This is a genomic window from Streptomyces sp. NPDC051315, from assembly GCF_044455165.1.
In the GTDB taxonomy this organism is placed as follows: Bacteria; Actinomycetota; Actinomycetes; order Streptomycetales; family Streptomycetaceae; genus Streptomyces.
In genome coordinates, this window is the sequence record NZ_JBITEN010000004.1 from 1 (window position 1) to 18,981 (window position 18,981).

The 18,981-nt window shown below is 74.1% G+C and carries 16 protein-coding genes and 1 pseudogene; 9 read left to right on the plus strand and 8 right to left on the minus strand.

The features are described from left to right. The 4 genes from ACIBBD_RS09180 to ACIBBD_RS09195 all read right to left on the minus strand — a co-directional run. The coding region (locus ACIBBD_RS09180; protein WP_399418686.1) for a 3-hydroxyacyl-CoA dehydrogenase family protein at positions 1 to 1,427 on the minus strand (1,427 nt) is incomplete at its 3' end. 377 nt (positions 1,428 to 1,804) lie between these two features. After that, positions 1,805 to 2,119: a hypothetical protein gene (locus ACIBBD_RS09185; RefSeq protein ID WP_399418687.1), complete on the minus strand. Its 315-nt coding sequence runs from the start codon at positions 2,117 to 2,119 to the stop codon at positions 1,805 to 1,807. A 94-nt stretch (positions 2,120 to 2,213) separates the two neighbouring features. Then, complete coding sequence (locus ACIBBD_RS09190) at positions 2,214 to 2,696, minus strand: hypothetical protein (RefSeq protein WP_399418688.1); 483 nt, start codon at positions 2,694 to 2,696, stop codon at positions 2,214 to 2,216. Further along, positions 2,693 to 3,262 (minus strand): hypothetical protein, encoded by a 570-nt coding sequence (locus ACIBBD_RS09195; RefSeq protein WP_399418689.1) that lies wholly within the window; start codon positions 3,260 to 3,262, stop codon positions 2,693 to 2,695. The genes ACIBBD_RS09190 and ACIBBD_RS09195 overlap by 4 nt, the downstream gene beginning before the upstream one ends. A gap of 591 nt (positions 3,263 to 3,853) precedes the next feature. On the opposite strand from ACIBBD_RS09195, the gene ACIBBD_RS09200 reads away from it, so the two are divergent. Next, complete coding sequence (locus tag ACIBBD_RS09200; RefSeq protein ID WP_399418690.1) at positions 3,854 to 4,429, plus strand: adenylosuccinate lyase; 576 nt, start codon at positions 3,854 to 3,856, stop codon at positions 4,427 to 4,429. Between the two features lie 172 nt (positions 4,430 to 4,601). Here ACIBBD_RS09200 and ACIBBD_RS09205 read toward each other — a convergent pair whose 3' ends face one another. From ACIBBD_RS09205 to ACIBBD_RS09220, 4 genes are all read right to left on the minus strand, one after another. Beyond that, on the minus strand, positions 4,602 to 5,102 hold the full coding sequence (locus ACIBBD_RS09205) for a GNAT family N-acetyltransferase (protein WP_399419088.1): 501 nt from the start codon (positions 5,100 to 5,102) through the stop codon (positions 4,602 to 4,604). A gap of 41 nt (positions 5,103 to 5,143) precedes the next feature. After that, the gene (locus ACIBBD_RS09210; RefSeq protein ID WP_399418691.1) at positions 5,144 to 5,542 is read right to left on the minus strand and encodes a RidA family protein; all 399 of its coding nucleotides are present in this window, start codon (positions 5,540 to 5,542) and stop codon (positions 5,144 to 5,146) included. A gap of 62 nt (positions 5,543 to 5,604) precedes the next feature. Continuing rightward, entirely contained in the window at positions 5,605 to 7,182 is a 1,578-nt protein-coding gene (locus tag ACIBBD_RS09215; RefSeq protein ID WP_399418692.1) for an alpha/beta hydrolase, read from the minus strand. A gap of 135 nt (positions 7,183 to 7,317) precedes the next feature. Then, positions 7,318 to 8,361: an Rv2578c family radical SAM protein gene (locus ACIBBD_RS09220; protein ID WP_399418693.1), complete on the minus strand. Its 1,044-nt coding sequence runs from the start codon at positions 8,359 to 8,361 to the stop codon at positions 7,318 to 7,320. Positions 8,362 to 8,572: 211 nt separating this feature from the next. On the opposite strand from ACIBBD_RS09220, the gene ACIBBD_RS09225 reads away from it, so the two are divergent. From ACIBBD_RS09225 to ACIBBD_RS09260, 8 genes and pseudogenes are all read left to right on the plus strand, one after another. Further along, positions 8,573 to 9,016, plus strand: coding sequence for an SRPBCC family protein (locus tag ACIBBD_RS09225; RefSeq protein ID WP_399418694.1), 444 nt, complete (start codon positions 8,573 to 8,575; stop codon positions 9,014 to 9,016). A gap of 594 nt (positions 9,017 to 9,610) precedes the next feature. Beyond that, positions 9,611 to 9,887: pseudogene (locus ACIBBD_RS09230) on the plus strand (carboxypeptidase-like regulatory domain-containing protein); the annotation flags it as partial. 217 nt (positions 9,888 to 10,104) lie between these two features. Further along, on the plus strand, positions 10,105 to 12,621 hold the full coding sequence (locus ACIBBD_RS09235; protein ID WP_399418695.1) for a SpoIIE family protein phosphatase: 2,517 nt from the start codon (positions 10,105 to 10,107) through the stop codon (positions 12,619 to 12,621). A 139-nt stretch (positions 12,622 to 12,760) separates the two neighbouring features. Beyond that, the gene (locus ACIBBD_RS09240; protein ID WP_399418696.1) at positions 12,761 to 13,486 is read left to right on the plus strand and encodes a class I SAM-dependent methyltransferase; all 726 of its coding nucleotides are present in this window, start codon (positions 12,761 to 12,763) and stop codon (positions 13,484 to 13,486) included. A gap of 433 nt (positions 13,487 to 13,919) precedes the next feature. Then, the gene (locus ACIBBD_RS09245; RefSeq protein ID WP_399418697.1) at positions 13,920 to 14,753 is read left to right on the plus strand and encodes a M55 family metallopeptidase; all 834 of its coding nucleotides are present in this window, start codon (positions 13,920 to 13,922) and stop codon (positions 14,751 to 14,753) included. Continuing rightward, on the plus strand, positions 14,746 to 16,050 hold the full coding sequence (locus tag ACIBBD_RS09250) for a M20/M25/M40 family metallo-hydrolase (protein ID WP_399418698.1): 1,305 nt from the start codon (positions 14,746 to 14,748) through the stop codon (positions 16,048 to 16,050). Before ACIBBD_RS09245 ends, ACIBBD_RS09250 begins: the two co-directional genes overlap by 8 nt. A 16-nt stretch (positions 16,051 to 16,066) precedes the next feature. Next, positions 16,067 to 18,019: a prolyl oligopeptidase family serine peptidase gene (locus tag ACIBBD_RS09255; protein ID WP_399418699.1), complete on the plus strand. Its 1,953-nt coding sequence runs from the start codon at positions 16,067 to 16,069 to the stop codon at positions 18,017 to 18,019. Next, entirely contained in the window at positions 18,016 to 18,939 is a 924-nt protein-coding gene (locus ACIBBD_RS09260) for an LD-carboxypeptidase (RefSeq protein WP_399418700.1), read from the plus strand. Before ACIBBD_RS09255 ends, ACIBBD_RS09260 begins: the two co-directional genes overlap by 4 nt. The last annotated feature ends 42 nt before the right edge of the window (positions 18,940 to 18,981 follow it).

Genomic DNA, 18,981 nt, shown 5'->3' on the forward strand with positions numbered 1-18,981 from the left:
CCGGTCTGGACCTTACGCACCCCCTCCACCAGATTAATCGCCGGCGCGGGTTTTAATACGTGCAGCCGCATCAGGTCGGGGGGGGGGGGGGGGGGGGGGCCCCGCGCCCCCCCCGGCAGCGAGGAGGTGGTGGTGGCCAGCACCGCGCCGGGCCTGCACACCTTGTCCAGGGCCGCGAACAGCTGCCGCTTGACGTCCAGGTCCTCGGCCACCGCCTCGACCGCCAGATCGACGTCGGCGAAGGCGTCGTAGGTGCCGGCCGGGGTGATCCGGTCCAGGGTCTGCGCGGCTGCCTCGGCGGTCAGCCGGCCCTTGTCGACGGAGCGGGACAGCGACTTGCCGATGCGGGCCTTCGCGGCCTGCGCCTTCTCCTCGCTGCGGGCGGCCAGGACGACGTCGTAGCCCGCCTTGGCGAACACCTCGGCGATGCCCGAGGCCATCGTGCCGGAGCCGGCGACCCCGACCGAGCCCACCGTACGGCCGGGGATCCCGGTGCCCCCGGCGGCGGGCGTCAGGGCGTCCGGCACGACCGTCGCGCTGCCCGGCGCCTCGTAGGTGTAGAAGCCGCGGCCGGACTTGCGGCCGGTCAGGCCCGCCTCGCTGAGCTGCCTGAGGATCGGCGCGGGGGCGTGCAGCCGGTCGTGGGACGCGGCGTACATGGCCTCCAGGACCGTGCGCGCGGTGTCGATGCCGATCAGGTCGAGCAGGGCCAGCGGGCCCATCGGCAGGCCGCAGCCCAGCCGCATCGCGGCGTCGATGTCCTCGCGGGAGGCGTACCGCGCCTCGTACATCGCGGCGGCCTGGTTGAGGTAGCCGAACAGCAGCCCGTCCGCGACGAATCCGGGCCGGTCGCCGACCGCGACGGGCTCCTTGCCCAGGTCGTGGGCGAGGTCGGTGACGGCGGCGACGGCGGCCGGCGCGGTCAGCACCGAGGAGACGACCTCCACCAGCTTCATCGCCGGCGCCGGGTTGAAGAAGTGCAGCCCGAGCACCCGCTCGGGGTGCGCCGAGTCGGCGGCGAGCCGGGTGACGGACAGCGCGTTGGTCCCGGTCGCCAGGATCGCCTCGGGCCGCACGATCCCGTCCAGCTCCCGGAAGATCTGCTGCTTGATCTCGTACGACTCCGGCGCCACCTCGATGACGAGGTCGGCGTCGGCCGCCGCGCGCAGGTCGGTGGAGGTGCGGACCCGGGCGAGGGCGTCCGCGCGCTCCTGCTCGGTCAGCCGGCCGCGCCCCACGGCACGGGCGGTGGAGGCCTCCAGCGCGGCGACGGACCGAGCCGCCTGGGCCTCGCTGATGTCGACGCCGATCACGTCGCGGCCGGCCTTGGCGAGGACCTCGGTGATGCCGGTGCCCATGGTGCCGAGGCCGACGACGGCGATCGTCCGCAGCGGGGACGGGGAGGCGGGGGACAGGGGAGTGGCCATCGCGGGACTCCAGAAATGAGGGTGACGACTGGGAATGCGCCCGGGTGCGCCGAGGGACCTCCGGGGGGAGGCCTGGACGCACCGGGTGCGGAAAGGAGTGCGGGTGTTGCCGGGCTACTGGCGCACACGCCCGGGACCGTCGCTGCGGGCGTGCACACGTCCGAGGAACGGTGAGACCGACCGGCCCTGTCCCGAGGCCGGGTCGTACAGGTACAGGGTGTACCGAACCGACTGCTCCTGGACGGCTGCGTCACCAGGCCGTCGCAAGCAGGGGCGCGAGTGGGTAACTCGCTCGTATGAGCTTAACCGGTGGGTAACGAGCGCGCCAGCCCCTGTGACTGTGACGTAGCTCCCCGGGACCGGGGGCGGTTCCGGTCTCACATCCCGTCGTCGGTGCCGTCCTTGCGGCGGATGTGCAGGTAGACGGTGACGCAGACACCGATGCCCGCCACGCCGACCGATGCCAGCCCTACGTACACGCCGGCCAGGACGGGCCGGTCGGAGACCTGCCCGATGGCGAGGCCGATGGCGCAGAGGCAGCCGGCGACCAGTGCGTAGATGGTGGCCTTGAGGGTGCGAAGGCGGCGGCGCAGCCGTCGGGCGGCGGCGTGGTCGCGTCCGGCGGCGGCCCCGCCCGGGGCCGGGGGCTGCGGTGGGGTCTTCTGTTCCGGAGGGATGCCGTGGGTCGCCATCGTCGTGCGCTTTCTGCTCGGGGGGTCGGGTGCTGCGCCGGATGCCGCCGCTCCGGAACGTGACGGCCGGAGGAGCGGCGGCTCGTGCGGGGCGTCAGCCGGCTAGCGCCTCGGCGCTGTCCAGCGGCGCGACGATGGTCCGGCCGCCACGGGCGGGCGGGCTGGTCGTGGCCTCCTTTCGGCGTGTTCGGGCGGGCGGCCGGGCGTGGTGGGCGGGCTGCTCACCCGCCGCCGCGACGTCCACGAGGGGGTGTGCCCCCGGGCCGCTTTTGGGGCGGCCGCACTTCCCGCGGAGCGCCTCGGACAGGAAGCACACGCGGGTGACCGCTTCGTGGGGCAGATGGCGCAGGGAGAGCAGGGCGCGTCGCGCGAGGGAGCCGTCGTGGGTGGCGGCGTCGAAGTACAGCGGTGACGCCCACGGGGCCTCCTCGGGCTCGCCCCCCTCGGCCCTGCGCTGGATCTCGGCCTCCACGTCCGCGAAGTACCGCGCGTCGTTCTCCAGCCACTCCCCGGGAGTGGGCGGTGCGGCATGGTCGACCAGACGCGCCGTGCGGCGATCCGACGTCGGACGGATCATTCCTTCTCCTTCCTTCTTTCGATCTCTACGTCGAAGAAGTCCGTCTGGAGCTCCTCCACGGAGACGCCGGCGGTCGTCAGGGTGCCGCGGGCCCGGCTCATGAGCTTGCTGGTCCATCCCTCGGAGAAGCCCAGTACCTCGGCGGTCCTGGCGTTGCTCCAGCCCAGGGAGGCGATGAGCCGGTAGACCGCTCGCTCCGTCCGCGGCAGGGCGTCGACCTCGACCAGCCACGGCCGGAACTCGTCGTCGACCTCGAGGAGTCGGAAGCCGTACAGGGACACGAGGGGCACGATGTGCACCTCGGACAGGCCCGTACGGCTCTCGAAGTCCTTCCGGTGCCCGGCCGCGAGGCGCATGGTCTCGTCCATCAGCCGCTCGTAGGCCTCCTCCTCGCGGACGTCGGCCGGCAGGACGGGCAGGATCCTGGTGAAGGACTCCAGGGTGAAGGCCGTGACGTTGCAGCGGGGGTCGTCGTAGGCCTCGAACGTGTCGAACCGCACCTTGTGGAACAGACCGCGCATCAGTTCCCCCCGGCGGGACGGATCGAGGGGTCGGGTAGGACTCATAGCTCAGGGCCCTTCGGACAAACGGTGGCGCGCGCCGGCGCCTCGGTGCAGGAGCGCATCCGCTCCGCATCGACGGGTCACATCATCGGGGGAGTGGTCGACGACCCTTTCCTGTCGGTTCCAGGGCCCGTCTGACGGCTCATTACTTATCAGTAGCAACGCTCTTTGATCGTTCTCGGGCAGGCCGCCGCCCACGGCCGCGGACATCCAGGGGTGCGTCAACGGCACCGCCCCGCAGGGCGTTGCGGCGCCGTCGCCGCTGTTGAGGGCGACATAGTACTGACGCGCGAGGCGGTACCTTTCCGCCTCGCGAATTCGCACCAGCGAATGATCTGAGTTCGAAAAGGCGCCGAACGTGTCCTGGTGTGACCAGAGTTGTTTCCCGCGGTGGCGTGTCGTGTTTGTGCCGCACGCCATTGCTGCACGTCACTGCTCCGGACGGGAGCGGATGGGAGGCCTCCCACGACGGCCGCGCGGGGTGGGGCGTGCGCAAACCGCCGGCGCTCGCCGGAGGAGGTCCGGTGCGCCGACCGTGCTTCCGTGCGCCTGCGCGCGCCCTGCGGCCCCACCACCTGCCTTACGCTCGGCATCATGGACGAAGAGTGGCGAGCGCTCACGGAGCGCTTACGGCGGGAGTCGGGCGGCACGCCGGAGTACGAGCGGCTGGCGGACACCACCGACCGCGACGAACTGGCGGGCGTGCTCACCGAGTCGGGACGCCCGCTGTGGGCCCGGGAACTGGCCGCGTTCCGGCTCGGGATCACCGGGGACCGGCGCGCCTTCGAGTCGCTCGTCCTGCTCCTCAACCACCGCGACCCGCCGCGCTGCGCGTCCGCCGCCTACGCCCTGGCCCGCCTCGGCGACCCGCGCACCGCCCGCGCCGCGGCCGCCCTCGCCACCAACGAACTGCGCGTCGCCTACGCCCTGCACCCGGTGCGGCTCCTGGTGGAGCTGCGCGCACCCGAGTCCGTGCCCGCGCTCATCACGACTCTGCAGCGACGGCTGCGCCCGCACGACCCCTACCGGCGGGTGGCCCTCGCCTGCGTCGACGGCCTCGGCACCCTCGGCGACGGCCGTGCCCGCCCCGTCCTGAACGAGGCCCTCGCCCACCCGGCCCTCGCGGAGGCGGCCGTCCGGGCGCTGGCGCGGATCCCCCGGCAGCGGTGATGTGGGCGGCGGTGACGTGGGCGGCGGTACGCGCGGGGGTGGATGCGGGCCGCGGCGGGCCGGTCGCGCCCGTGCGGTGGCACCGCGCCCCGACGCGGCGCCGCCCGCCCCTGGAGGATCCGCCCCGCCGGCGGACCGGGGCGCGCGGGCCCGCCTCCCCGCGCGGTGACCGTCAGGCCGTCAGGTGCCGTACGTACCGCACCTCCGGCACGGCGGTCCCCTCCACGTCGAAGGGCTCCTTCGCGCCGTCGGCGTGGAAGCCGGCCCGCTCGTAGAAGCGGCGGGCGCGGACGTTCTCCTCGAGGACCCACAGGTACACGCGCCGATGGCCGCGGAACGCCGTACGCCGCACCGCCTCCGTGAGGAGCGCCCGTCCGGCGCCGGTGCCGACGTGGGCGGGGTCGACGTAGAGCGCGTACAACTCGGCGTCCTCCGTGCGGTCTTCGCCCTCGCGGTAGGGGCCGTGGGCGGCCCAGCCCACCACCGCGCCGGCCCGCTCCGCGACGAGGTTCACCACGCTGCCGTCACCGCCGAGCAGGCCGGCGCGGCGCCGCTCCACGTCCTCGGTCACGCTGAGGGCGTCGAGGTGGGACTGCGGCATCAGGCCCCGGTAGGCGGTCTGCCAGCCGCGGACGCGGATCTCCGCGACGCGGTCGCAGTCGGCGAGCGTCATCTCCCGGACGAGCGCGGCCGCGGGGGAGGCCGGGGAGGCGGTCACTCGGCCACCACCGCGAACGCCTCGATCTCCATCAGGAACTCCGGCCGCACCAGCGCGGCGACCTGGACGGCCGAGGAGGCCGGAAGGCGGTCGTCGGGTATGTGCGCGGCGCGGGCCGCGCGGATGGCCGGCATGTGGGCCATGTCCGTGACGAAGTAGGTGAGTTTGACGACGTCGTCGAAGGTCGCCCCCGCGGCGGCGAGGCAGCGCCGCAGGTTCTCGAAGACCTGGCGGGCCTGGGCCCCGGGATCGCCCGCGCCGACCGGCCTGCCGTCCTCGTCGAGGGGGAGCTGGCCGGAGACGGCCACGAAACGGCCCGTGCCCAGGACGACATGGGTGTACTGGGTGGCCGCGGCGACACCGTCGGGGGCGGGGATCCTGGTCAGCTCGCTCATGCGTCCATGGTGGACCACGGGACTGACAGCGCCCCCGACGGGGTCGCCGGACGGCGCCGGGCTCAGCCGCGGAAGCCGAGCAGCCCGTGCAGGTTCGGGCCGTGGGTCGTCTCCGAGGCCGACTTCGCGTCCAGCGGCTGAGGGTCGGGCAGCGCGGGGCACACCGCGTCGACCCCGCCGGTGCCGCGCGGCACCGTGCCGTCGGTCAGGTACGCTGCCAGGTGCTTGTCCAGGCAGGTGTTCCCGCTCAGCGTGATGCCGTGGTTCCCGCCGCCCTCCTCGACGACGAGGCTCGAACCGCGCAGCAGGGCGTGGACCGTCGCGCCGCCCTCGTACGGGGTGGCCGCGTCGCCCGTCGCCTGGAACAACAGGACCGGCGGCAGTTTGCCGTTGGCGACGTTCACCGGACCCTGCGCGGGGGTCGGCCAGAACGCGCACGGCGCGTTGTACCAGGCGTTGTTCCAGGCCATGAACGGCGCCTTCGCGTACACCGCCCAGTTGTCCGAGCGCCACTGGTCCCAGTCGCGCGGCCAGGAGGCGTCACGGCACTGCACCGACGTGTAGACGCTGTAGCCGTTGTCCCCGGAGGCGTCGACGGCGGCGAAGTTCTCGTACGCCTTCACCAGCGGGCCGGTCTTGTTGTCGTTGACGTACGCGGCGAACGCCTCGGCGAGGTGGGGCCAGTAGCCGTTGTAGTAGGCGCCCGGCAGGAAGGTGTCCTCCAGCTCCGCCGCGCCCACCGTGCCGCCCGCGGGCTTCCGCGCCAGCGCCGCCCGCATCGCGTACCACTTCGCCTCGATCTTCTCGGGGTCGGTGCCGAGCCTGTACGTGGCGTCGTGCTGGGCGATCCACGCCATCAGGGCCCGGTGGCGGTCGTTGAAGGCGTAGTCCTGCGCGAGGTTGTCCTCGTACCACACGCCGGTGGGGTCGACGATCGAGTCGAGGACCAGGCGCCGCACCCGCTGCGGGTAGAGCTTGCCGTAGACCGCGCCCAGGTAGGTGCCGTAGGAGTAGCCGAGGTAGTTGAGTTTCCGCGCGCCGACGGCCCGCCGGATCGCGTCCATGTCGCGTACGGCGCTGAGGGTGTTGATGTGCGGCAGCACGCTCGCGTACTTCCTGCCGCAGGCGGCCGCGAAGGACCGGGCGCGCTGGAGGTTGGCCCGTTCGACGGCCGCGGTGGACGGCACCGGGTCGGGGCGCGCCGGGGCGAAGTGGCCCGGCCCGCAGTCCAGCGCCGGCGTGCTCCTGCCCACCCCGCGCGGGTCGAAGCCGATGACGTCGTACTGGGCCGCCACCGCCCTCGGCAGCGCCGAGGCGACGAACCCGGCGAGCGTCAGCCCGCTGCCGCCGGGCCCGCCGGGGTTGACCAGCAGCGGCCCCTGGTACGTCTTCGCGGTGTGCGGGACCCGGGACAGCGCGAGCGTGATCTGCTTCCCGCCGGGGTCGTCGTGGTCCAGCGGCACCTTCAGGGACGCGCACTCCAGCGTCGGGTGGTCCTTGGTGGCGCACTTCTTCCACGTGAGCTTCGCCGCTCGGGCGGCCTCCGCGGTGTGCGACGGGCTCGCGTCGGCGGGCACGGCGGTGAGCGTCCCGGCCACGACGACGGCGGCACCGCACAGCACGGCTGCGCGTTTGTTCATGGAGTCCTCCCAGGACGGAGGTCGACGGACCGCGTGGGTCACGGCCCTCGGCGCATCGTCCCGGAAAGACAGCCAGGAAGAACCCGTTATCGCCAGACTTGACCCGATTGGGTCGCGGGATGCCCTCGAACGCGCTCAGATCAGCGTGAGTTGGGTCGGCCCGGTCTCGGCGGGCTCCTCCGCCGGCTCGGGCGGCCGGATCCTGCGCGGCATCCCCGCGCGCGTGGGGCCGATCCCGTACTCCTCGGCCAGGTCGTGGACCTGACGGGTGATCCGGCGCTGGTACCACTTCGGCGCGTAGGCGCCGTCCGCGTACAGCCGCTCGTAGCGGCGCACCAGGTGCGGGTGGTGCTGTCCGAGCCACGCCATGAACCACTCGCGGGCGCCGGGCCGCAGATGGAGCACCAGCGGCGTGACGGAGGTGGCCCCGGCCGCCGCGACCGCCCGCACGGTGTCGCGCAGTTGGGCCGGCCGGTCGCCGAGGAAGGGGATCACCGGCGCCATGAGTACTCCGCAGCCCAGGCCGTGCTCGCCGAGGGTCCGTACGACGTCCAGGCGGCGCTCGGGGGCCGGCGTGCCCGGTTCCACGGTGCGCCACAGCTCGGTGTCGGTGAAGCCGACCGACACCGAGACGCCGACGTCCGTCACCTCGGCGGCCTGCCTCAACAGGTCGAGGTCGCGCAGGATCAGGGTGCCCTTCGTCAGGATCGAGAAGGGGTTCGCGTGGTCGCGCAGGGCGGCCAGGATGCCCGGCATCAGCCGGTAGCGGCCCTCCGCGCGCTGGTAGCAGTCGACGTTGGTGCCCATCGCGATGTGCTCGCCGTGCCAGCGGGGCGAGGCCAGCTGGCGGCGCAGCAGCTCCGGCGCGTTCACCTTGACGACGATCTGGGTGTCGAAGCCGATCCCGGTGTCCAGGTCCAGGTAGCCGTGCGTCCTGCGGGCGAAGCAGTACACGCACGCGTGCGTGCAGCCCCGGTAGGGGTTGACGGTCCACTCGAACGGCATGCGGGAGGCGCCCGGCACCCGGTTGAGGATCGAGCGGGCCCGCACCTCGTGGAAGGTGATCCCGCGGAACTCGGGCGTGTCGAAGGTGCGGGTGGTGACCGTGTCCGCGCCGAACAGGGCGGGGTCCGCCGCCCGGTCGTGACGGGACTCCACCGAGAGGTTCTCCCAGCGCATGACGCCTCCTGTGCCGTGCCGCCGCCGCCCGTCGGTAGCGCTGGGCCCACAATAGAACATGTGTTCCCATGATCGTGCGACGGTCGCGCGGCGGTTCTTTTCGATCGGGCGGCGACCGCTTGCGAACCCCGATTTGGGCGGCCGGGGACCGGGGTGGTTGGCTTGGCCCGAACCCGAGGAACCCCGAGCAACACGGACCTGGAGGAACCCCATGGCGCAGGTCGAAGCCACCACCGAGCGGGTCGTCGCGGCGGACCCGGAGAAGGTGTTCGACACGCTCGCCGACTACAGCGGCACGCGCGCGAGGCTGCTGCCCGAGCACTTCAGCGAGTACGAGGTGCGCGAGGGCGGCGACGGCGAGGGCACCCTCGTCCACTGGAAGCTCCAGGCCACCAGCAAGCGCGTCCGCGACTGCCTCCTGGAGGTCACCGAGCCCACCGACGGCGAGCTCGTCGAGAAGGACCGCAACTCCTCCATGGTCACCGTCTGGCGCGTCACCCCGGCCGGCGAGGGCAGGTCCCGGGTCGTCGTCACCACCACCTGGACCGGCGCCGGCGGCATCGGCGGCTTCTTCGAGAAGACCTTCGCCCCCAAGGGCCTCGGCCGCATCTACGACGAGATCCTCGCCAAGCTCGCCACCGAGGTCGAGAAGTGACCCACCCGGGTCGAAGGACCGGCGCCCCCTGATCCTTGCCGCTCCGCACCGGTTCGGGTGGTTCTCCCTCCGGGCCGGCCGGCGCCGTGACCCGTCGCGTCCGCGCCCTGGTCGCCGCTGCACGCGGGAATCGTGCGGCGGATGCGGCGAGGGGAGCGGCAGCCGGCCGGGACCACTCCGGGCCGGGACCACTCCGGTGCGGGGCGGACGGCCCGGCGGGCCGCGGAGCACCCCGGCGGGCCGCGGAGCACCCCGGCGGCACCGCCCCCGCTTCCCCCGGCCCGCCCGCCGCTGGACAAGCCGAGAACCCGCTGCCCCTCGGCGGCGACGCTTTCCCCGGCCCCCGAGCCGCCCCCGGCCGCCGGACCCGGCCCGCGCCGGGTGCGGCTGGTGTTCCGCGGCCTCCTGCTCGCGGCGCCGGAGCAGACGACCGTCGCCACCGCCCTGCCGACGATCGCCGGCGAGCCGCACGGCCTGGACCGGATGTCCTTCACGAGCACCCACCTCCTCACCGCGACGACCGCGCTCCCCGCCCACGGCAGGCCCGGCGACCTCCTCGGCCACAAGGGCGTCTTCCCGTGCGGGATCGGGCAGGCCCGATCGCCGTACCCGCCTTCCGTCGCCGTACCCGCCCCCGTAACCGTCCCCGTCCGTGGCACGGTGCGCCGCCCCGACGGGGCCGCCGTGCCCCGCGCCGCGCTCACCCTCGTCGACGTCGTCGGACGGCAGACCGGACGGGGCGCGAGCGGCGGGGACGGGCGGTACACGCCGGCCACACCGGGTACCGGTGCGTGCGTCCTGGTCGCCGCCGCCGCGGGCGCACCGGCCGCTGGCCCTCTCCGTCACCGTCGGGGAGCGCCCGGTCGGCCTGTCCGGGCCGCCACCGTGCCGCACCTCGCGGGCGGCGCCCGCACCGAGCGTGACCTGCGGCTCGGCCATGGAGAGGGGCCGGAACCGGGGCGGGTGCCACCCGCGCACGCGGAGCTGAAACCAATTCAGGTATTGCCGCCCATCACGACCGGCGTGCGCCGTACGGTGGTGGCTGCGGAACAGATCTTGTGTAGCTCCGGGGAGAAAGGGCCTGGGCCATGGACCGTGGCACCGACAGGGACGCATCCCCCAGCCGCTCGGTCGGCGGCGGCACGGCGACCGGGCCCGCCGACACCGGGCGTGTCCCGCTCGCCGTGGTCGTGGTCGATCGCGACGGCCTCGTCTCGCACTGGAGCACCGGCGCCCGCAGGATCTTCGGCGTCCCCAGGGACGCGGCGATCGGCCAGGCCGCGATCGACCTGCTCCCCGTCTCCGGCGCCCTCCCCGAGGTGGACGAGGACCTCCCGTACGAGGGGTACGCGCCCTACGGCCTCGGACCCGGTCCGGGCAACTCCCGCGACGGCGGGCTCGGTCACCCGGCCGCCGGACGGGCCCGGCTGACCGTGCCAGGCCGCAGCGAGGGGGCGGTCCCCCCGCCCGCGGGGTGGGAGAGGAACCGGGCCGACGTGCTGTGGTGGGCGTACCCGCTCGTCGGTCCGGGCCCTGAGCGGCTGCTGGTGCTGGCCGCCGACGCGGAGGGCCTGCACCGGCACGAGGAGCGGGACCGTGCGACGGTCGAGCGCATCGTGCCCGGTTTCGCGCTGCACACCGACTTCCCCGGCGCCGAGGAACTCGCCCGCAAGCTGCCCGAGATCCTGCCCAGCATGAGCGTCGGCGAGAGCGCCCGCATCGTCGCCCAGGTCCTCGAACTCGGCTACCCCGTACTGGAGTTCAGCCAGAACGACCGGGTTCCCGTCACCCCCGACTGGGGCGTCGCCCGGCGCACCGCGCGCCGAGCCCGCCGCGAACGGGCCGCCCGCGCCTCCGCCGAGGGCCCGCCCCCGGCGGAGGACCCCGACGACGAGGGCGAGGACCTCGAACACGTGGCCGTCCGTGAGCGCCTCGAGTTCCTCAACGAGGTCAGCGGAAAGATCGGCACCTCCCTCGACCTCTCCCGCACCATCGTCGAGGTCAGCCGGGCCGTCGTCCCCCGCTTCACCGACGTGGCCGGCACCTACCTGCGCGAACAGGTCGTCGCCGGCGAGGGATTCCCCGAGGGCGTGCCCGACACCACGACCATGTGGCACCGGGTCGCCGTCGAGCACACCGACGAACCCGGCCGCTGGGACGACGTGATCCCCGTCGGCGAGGCCATGCCCTTCCCGGCGCACACCCCGTTCTTCCAGTGCATGACCACGGGCGAACCGGTCCTCGTGCCGCGCATCAGCGAACGGGCGGGCCACGCCATCGCCTCGCAGTTCGAGAAGCGCGACATCCGGCCCCTGATCACGGGCCGCTCCATGCTCGTCGTCCCGCTCAAGGCCCGCAACGTCGTCCTCGGCTTCATGGTCCTGCTGCGCCACCCCGAGCGCGCCGAGTTCAACGACATGGACCGGGTCACCGGCGCCGAACTCGCCGCCCGCGCGGGCCTCGTACTCGACAACGCGCGCATGTACACCTACCAGGAGTCCGTCGCCGAGACGCTCCAGAGCAGCATGCTGCCGCGGATCCCGCCGCGCATGGCGGGCTGCGACATCGCCACCCGCTACCTGCCGGGCACTCTGCTGGGGCGCGTCGGCGGCGACTGGTTCGACTCCGTCAAGCTGCCCGGCGCCCGTACCGCCCTCGTCGTCGGTGACGTGATGGGTCACGGACTGAACTCGGCCGCGATGATGGGCCAGTTGCGCACCGCCGTGCAGACCATGGCCGCCCTCGACCTGCCGCCCGCGCAGCTCCTGCGCAACCTCGACGACCTCGCCCAGCGCCTCGGCGACACCTACCTCGCCACCTGCCTGTACGCCGTCTACGACCCGATCGCGGGTGACCTCCACCTCGCCAACGCGGGCCACATCCCACCCGTGCTGGTCCGCGCCGGCGACGGCCGCAGCGAACTGCTCGACCTGCCCACGGGCGCGCCGATCGGCGTCGGCGGGGTGCCCTTCGAGGCGGTACGGGTGCCCGTGGAGCCCGGCGACCGGCTGGTGATGTGCACCGACGGCCTCGTCGAGGTGCGCGGCGCGGACATCGGTGTGGGCCTCGCCACCCTGTGCGAGTCCGCCGCCCACCCGGCCGCCTCCATGGACGACGCCTGCGACAGCATCGTCCGCGCGCTCGCCGTGACCTTCTCCGCAGCCGGCCGCGGGAACCGCAAGGACGACGTGGCCCTGCTGATGGCCCGCCTCAACGGCATCGCCCCCGACGACGTCGCCGAGTGGACCTTCCCCCTCGACCCGCTCCAGGTCGGCCGGGCCCGCGCGGTGGTCCGCGAACAGCTCCACGCATGGGGGCTGCCCCGGCTCGTGCACCCGGCCGAGCTGATGGTCGGTGAACTGGTCACCAACGCCGTACGGCACTCACACAGCCGGCCCGTCACCGTGCGCCTGGTCCGCGGCGACACCCTGCTGTGCGAGGTGGACGACGACGACCACGAACTGCCGACCCTGCTGGACGCCGGTCCCGGTGACGAGTTCGGACGCGGACTGCGCGTGGTGAGCGCGCTGGCCCGCGAGTGGGGCACCAGCCGTACGGGCCGCGGCAAGTGCGTCTGGTGCGAACTGACGCCGCCGAGGCGCTGAGCAGGGCGCGCGCCGGCGGGCGTCTCTCGAACGCGGCGTGAAGGAACGCGTGCCGCGCTTGTCCGTACCATCGGGGAGCGATACACCGTACGGGCCCGTCACTTACGGCGGATCGGCGTCGCACCCTGGGGAGTTGGGCATGAGCGTGACGAGTCGGTACCGGGAGGCCTGGGAGGGTTTCTGGCGGGAGGCCCCCGAGGAGCCAGGCGCGGTGTTCTGGGACGCGGACCCCGCGGTGACCGCCGCCCGCCACCTCGCCTTCTTCGAGCCCCGCCTCGTCGACGCCGGACTGCCGTTGATCGACCTCGGCTGCGGCAACGGCACCCAGACCCGTTTCCTCGCCGACCGCTTCCCGCACGTCATCGGCACCGACCTGGCCGCCGCGGCCCTCGACCACGCCCGCCGTGCCGACCCCGCCGGGCAGGCGACGTACCGGCAGCTGGACGCGGCGGAGAAGGGTGAGGCCGAGGCGTTGCACGCCGAACTCGGTGACGCCAACGTCTACATGAGGGGCGTCCTGCACCAGTGCGAGCCCGGCGACCGGCAGCCGCTGGTGGACGGGATCGCCGCGCTGCTCGGCGACCGGGGCCGGGCCTTCCTCGTCGAGCTGTCGGAGGCCGCCCGCCCGGTCCTCGGCACTCTGGTGCAGGGCTCCGACGGTCCGCCCCCGAAGCTCGCGCCGGTCTTCCGGCACGGCATCGCCCCCGGTGAGGTCGCCGACGACGCGGTGCCGGTGTACCTGGGCGCCGCCGGACTCACCGTCCTCGCCTCCGGTGACCTCCCGCTCACCACGACCGAGTTCCTGCCCGAGGGCACCCGGATCGAGCTGCCGTCGAGGTGGTTCCTGGCCGGTCGGGAGATCTGAGCGCGGTCGCGTCGGCAAGCGGCTCCCTTCCCGTCACACGCGGGCGGCCCGCGGTGTCAGGGGGTGGAGGAAGCCCCTGGGCTCCGGGCCCCGGACCCTCATGAGGAGTTGCCGAGAGGTCCACCGCCCACGTCGTCGTCACCGTGCTGGGAGCCGTCATGGCCGGGTCCTCGGCCGCCTTTTGTCCTCCTCGGAGCCGGGTGGACCGTCAAGCCGACGGCCACGGGGCACCGGCGGCCGCCTCGCGGCGTTCGCGCGGAGGTTTCCGCGGGGACATCGGAGCAGGGAACGGTCTTCGGGAGAAGGGCGGGGTACGGGTGCCCCCGGGACCGGGTGCCGCTTCCGCCGTGGAACGGGCGGTTACCGACCGCAAGTGCGCCGACCTCCTCGTCTTCGTGGCCGGCCGCTCCGCCGGGGCGTAACGTGACGGCCCATGAAGATCCTGATCAGCGCTGACATGGAAGGTGCCACCGGTGTCACCTGGCCGGCCGACGTGCTGCCGGGGACGCCGGAGTGGGAGCGGTGCCGCACCCTGTTCACCTCCGACGTCAACGCGGCCGTCGTCGGCTTCTTCCGCGGCGGCGCCGACGAGGTTCTCGTCAACGAGGCCCACTGGACGATGCGCAACCTGCTCCTCGAACGACTCGACGAGCGGGCGCAGATGCTCACCGGGCGGCACAAGGCGCTGTCCATGGTGGAGGGCGTCCAGTACGGCGACGTCGACGGCGTCGCCTTCGTCGGCTACCACGCCGGCGCCGGCATGGAGGGCGTCCTCGCCCACACCTACCTCGCCAACTCCATCACCGGGGTGTGGCTGAACGACGTGCGGGCGAGCGAGGGACTGCTCAACGCGCGGGTCGCCGCCGAGTACGGGGTGCCGGTGGTCCTCGTCACCGGGGACGACGTGGCCTGCGAGGACGCGCTCGGGTACGCGCCCGAGGCGTTGAAGGTGGCGGTCAAGGACCATGTGTCGCGGTACGCGGCCGTCTGCCGGACACCGGCCCGCACCGCCGCCGACATCCGGGCCGCGGCGGCCGAGGCGGCGGCACTGGCGGTGCGGCAGGAACCCGTGTCGGACGGTCCGTTCACCGTCTCGGTGGAGTTCGACGCCGAGCACCTGGCGATGGCCGCGACGGTCGTGCCCGGTGTGGCGCGGATCGGGGAGCGCAGGATCGCCTGCACCAGCGGCACCATGTACGAGGGCATCCGCACGTTCAAGGCGGTCACGACGGTGGTGTCGGCCGCGGTGGAGGAGCAGTATGGCTGACGCGCAGGCGAGGGACGAGGTGGTGCGGTTCACCTCCGACCTCATCCGGATCGACACCACCAACCGGGGCGGCGGGGACTGCCGGGAGCGGCCCGCCGCCGAGTACGTGGCCGAACTGCTCGCGGAGGCGGGTGCCGAGCCGGCGCTCCTGGAGCGCACCCCGGGGCGTACCAACGTCGTCGCCCGCGTCGAGGGCACCGACCCGGCCGCGGACGCGCTGCTCGTCCACGGCCATCTCGACGTCGTGCCCGCCGAGGCCGCCGACTGGAGCGTCCACCCCTTCTCCGGGGAGGTGCGCGACGGCGTCGTGTGGGGGCGCGGCGCGGTCGACATGAAGAACATGGACGCGATGGTCCTCGCCGTCGTCCGGGCCTGGGCACGCCACGGCGTCCGGCCCCGGCGCGACCTCGTCCTCGCCTTCACCGCGGACGAGGAGAGCACCGCCGAGGACGGCTCCGGCTTCCTCGCCGACCGGCACGCCGCCCTGTTCGAGGGGTGCACCGAGGCCATCGGCGAGTCCGGGGCGTACACCTTCCACGACGGGGGCGGACGCCGGATCTATCCCGTCGCGGCGGGGGAACGGGGCACCGCCTGGGTCCGGCTCACCGCGCGGGGGCGGGCCGGGCACGGGTCCAAGGTCAACCGGGAGAACGCGGTGACCCGTCTCGCCGCCGCCATCACGCGGATCGGCGAGCACCGGTGGCCGCTGCGGCTGACGCCGACGGTGCGGGCCGCGCTCACCGAACTCGCCGCGCTCCACGGCCTCGACGGCGGCCTCGACGACGTCGACGGCCTGCTGGAGAAGCTCGGCCCGGCCGCGAAGCTGGTCGAGGCGACCGTCCGCAACAGCGCCAACCCGACCATGCTGGACGCCGGTTACAAGATCAACGTAATTCCGGGGGAGGCCGTCGCGTATGTCGACGGGCGGTATCTGCCGGGCACGGAGGACGAGTTCCGCGCCACCCTCGACGAACTCACCGGCCCCGAGGTGGACTGGGAGTACGAGCACCGCGAAGTCGCCCTCCAGGCGCCGGTGGACTCGCCCACGTTCGCCAGGATGCGGGCCGCCGTCGAGGAGTTCGCGCCCGAGGGGCACGTGGTGCCGTACTGCATGTCCGGCGGCACGGACGCCAAGCAGTTCTCCCGGCTCGGCATCACCGGCTACGGCTTCGCTCCGCTGAGGCTGCCCGAGGGCTTCGACTACCAGGCCCTCTTCCACGGCGTCGACGAACGTGTCCCCGTCGACGCCCTCCACTTCGGTGTCCGGGTCCTCGACCGCTTCCTGCGGACGGCCTAGGCGAACGGGGAAGAACATGCAGATCCTGCCGTACGGTTCCTGGCCGTCGCCCCTCGACGCGCGCCTCGCCGCCGCGCACGACGGGCGGCCCGAGTACGTCGGCTTCGTCGGCGACGAGGTGTGGTGGACGGCGCCCCGGCCCGCCGAGGACGGCCGGCGCACCCTCGTACGGCGGCGCGAGGACGGGCGGGAGGAGTCCGTCCTGCCCGCGCCGTGGAACGTACGCAGCCGGGTCCTCGAGTACGGCGGGCAGCCCTGGGCCGGCGTGCTGCGCGACGGCCGGCCCCTGGTGGTGTTCGCGCACCACGCCGACCAGCGGCTGTACGCGTACGAGCCCGGCGGCGAACCCCGGCCGCTGACCCCCGTCTCGGCGGTGGGCGGCGGACTGCGCTGGGCGGAACCGCAGGTGCTGCTCGGGCGGGGCGAGGTGTGGTGCGTGCTGGAGGAGTTCACCGGAGACGGGCCCACCGACGTGCGCCGCGTGCTCGCCGCCGTACCGCTGGACGGGACGGCCGCGGACGACCGGCAGGCCGTCCGCGAGCTCACCGACGACCGGCGGCGGTTCGTCACCGGGGCGCGCCTCTCGCCGGACGGGCGGCGGGCCGCCTGGCTGGCCTGGGACCGTCCGCGCATGCCCTGGGACGGCACGGAGGTCGTCGTCGCCGAGGTCGCGGCGGACGGGACACTCGGCACGGGCCGCGTCGTGGCCGGTGGGCCGCGGGAGTCGGTGGCCCAGGCCGACTGGTCGACGGACGGCTGTCTGCTGTACACGGGCGACCGTACGGGCTGGTGGAACCTGTACCGCGACCACGAGCCCGTCTGCCCGCGCGAGGAGGAGTTCGCCGGACCCCTGTGGAAGCCGGGCCTGCGCTGGTTCGCCCCGCTGGAGGACGGCCTCGTCGCCGTCGTGCACGGCCGGGGCGCCGCCGCCCTCGGCGTCCTCGACCCGGAGACCGGCGAGGTCGTCGACGTGGCCGGCCCGTGGACCGAGTTCGCGCCCACCCTCGCCGTGCACGGCGAACGCGTGGTCGCCGTCGGCGCGAGCCCGCGCAGCGCCCACGAGGTGGTGGAGCTGGACACGCGGACCGGCCGGGCCCGCGTGATCGGCGCCGCGCACGACGACACCGTGGACCCGGCGTACTACCCCGAACCGCAGACCCGCACCTTCACCGGCCCCGACGGCCGGGAGGTCCACGCGCACGTCTACCCGCCCCACAACCCCGGCTGCGTCGCCCCGGGCGCCGAGCTGCCGCCGTACGTCGTCCGGGCGCACGGCGGGCCCACCGACCGGGCGCCGCTCGTGCTGGACCTGGAGATCGCCTACCTCACCTCCCGCGGCATCGGGGTCGTCGAGGTCGACTACGGCGGGTCGACCGGATACGGACGCGCGTACCGCGACCGGCTGCGCGAGCAGTGGGGTGTGGTCGACGTCGAGGACTGCGCGGCCGTCGCCCTGGCCGTCGCGGACGAGGGCACCGCCGACCGCCGGCGGCTCGCCGTCCGCGGCGCCAGCGCGGGCGGCTGGACCGCCGCCGTCTCCCTCGCCACCACCGACGTCTACGCCTGCGGCACGATCGTCTACCCCGTCCTCGACCCGGCGGCCTGGGCGGCGGGCGGCACCCACGACTTCGAGTCGCGCTACCTCGACACCCTCGTCGGACCGCTCGCCGAGGTACCCGCCCGCTACGCCGACCGCTCACCCGTCGAGCACGCCGACCGGATCACCGTGCCGTTCCTGCTGCTCCAGGGGCTGGACGACGTGATCTGCCCGCCCGCCCAGGCCGAACGCCTGCTGTCCCGCGTCGTGGGACGCCGGGTGCCGCACGCCTACCTGGCCTTCGAGGGGGAGGGGCACGGCTTCCGGCGGGCGGAGACGATGGTGCGTGCCCTGGAGGCCGAGCTCTCCCTGTACGCTCAGGCGTTCGGGCTCCGCCCGCCCGGCATCCCGACCCTGGAGCTCGTGACGTGAACGACCTCGCGCGTCCCGCCCGGCTCGCCCCCGGCGCCCGCGTCGCGGTCGTCGCGCCCAGCGGACCCGTCGTGGAGGAACGGCTCCAGGCCGGCCTCGACGTCCTGCGCGGCTGGGACCTCGACCCGGTGGTCGCCCCCCATGTGCTGGACCGCCACGCCGGGCTGGGCCATCTCGCGGGCACCGACGCGGACCGGGCCGCCGACCTCCAGCGCGCCTGGTGCGACCCGGACGTCGACGCGGTGCTGTGCGCGCGGGGCGGCTACGGCGCCCAGCGCATGGTCGACCTGCTCGACTGGGAGGCGATGCGGGCGGCCGGCCCGAAGGTGTTCGTCGGCTTCAGCGACAGCACCACGCTCCACGAGGCGTTCGCCGTCCGCCTGGGCCTGGTCACGCTGTACGGGCCCGTCGCCGCCGGCGTCGACCTCATCAAGAACGCCCGTGCCCAGGAGCACCTGAAGGCCACCCTGTTCGCCCCGGAGACGGTCCGCACCCTCACCTCCTCCGGCACCGCCCTCGCCCCGGGCCGGGCGCGGGGCGTCACCCTCGGCGGCTGCCTCGCCCTGCTCGCCACCGGCCGCGGCACCCCGCACACCCACCCCGGCGTCCGCGGGGGGCTGCTCCTGCTGGAGGACGTGGGGGAGCAGCCCTACCGCGTCGACCGTGCGCTCACCCAGCTCCTGCGCACCGGCTGGCTCGACGGCGTCGCGGGGATCGCGCTCGGCTTCTGGGACCGGTGCGGTCCCTACGAGGAACTGCGCCCGGTCTTCGCCGACCGGCTCGGCGGGCTCGGTGTGCCCGTGGTCGAGGAACTCGGCTTCGGGCACTGCGACGGCGCGTTGACCGTGCCCTTCGGGGTGAGCGCGGAACTCGACGCCGACGCGGGCACCCTCACCCTCGATGTGCCCGCCCTCGCCTGAGACACGGCTCCGCAGGCGGGGCGGCCGTCGCCGGCGGTGCCT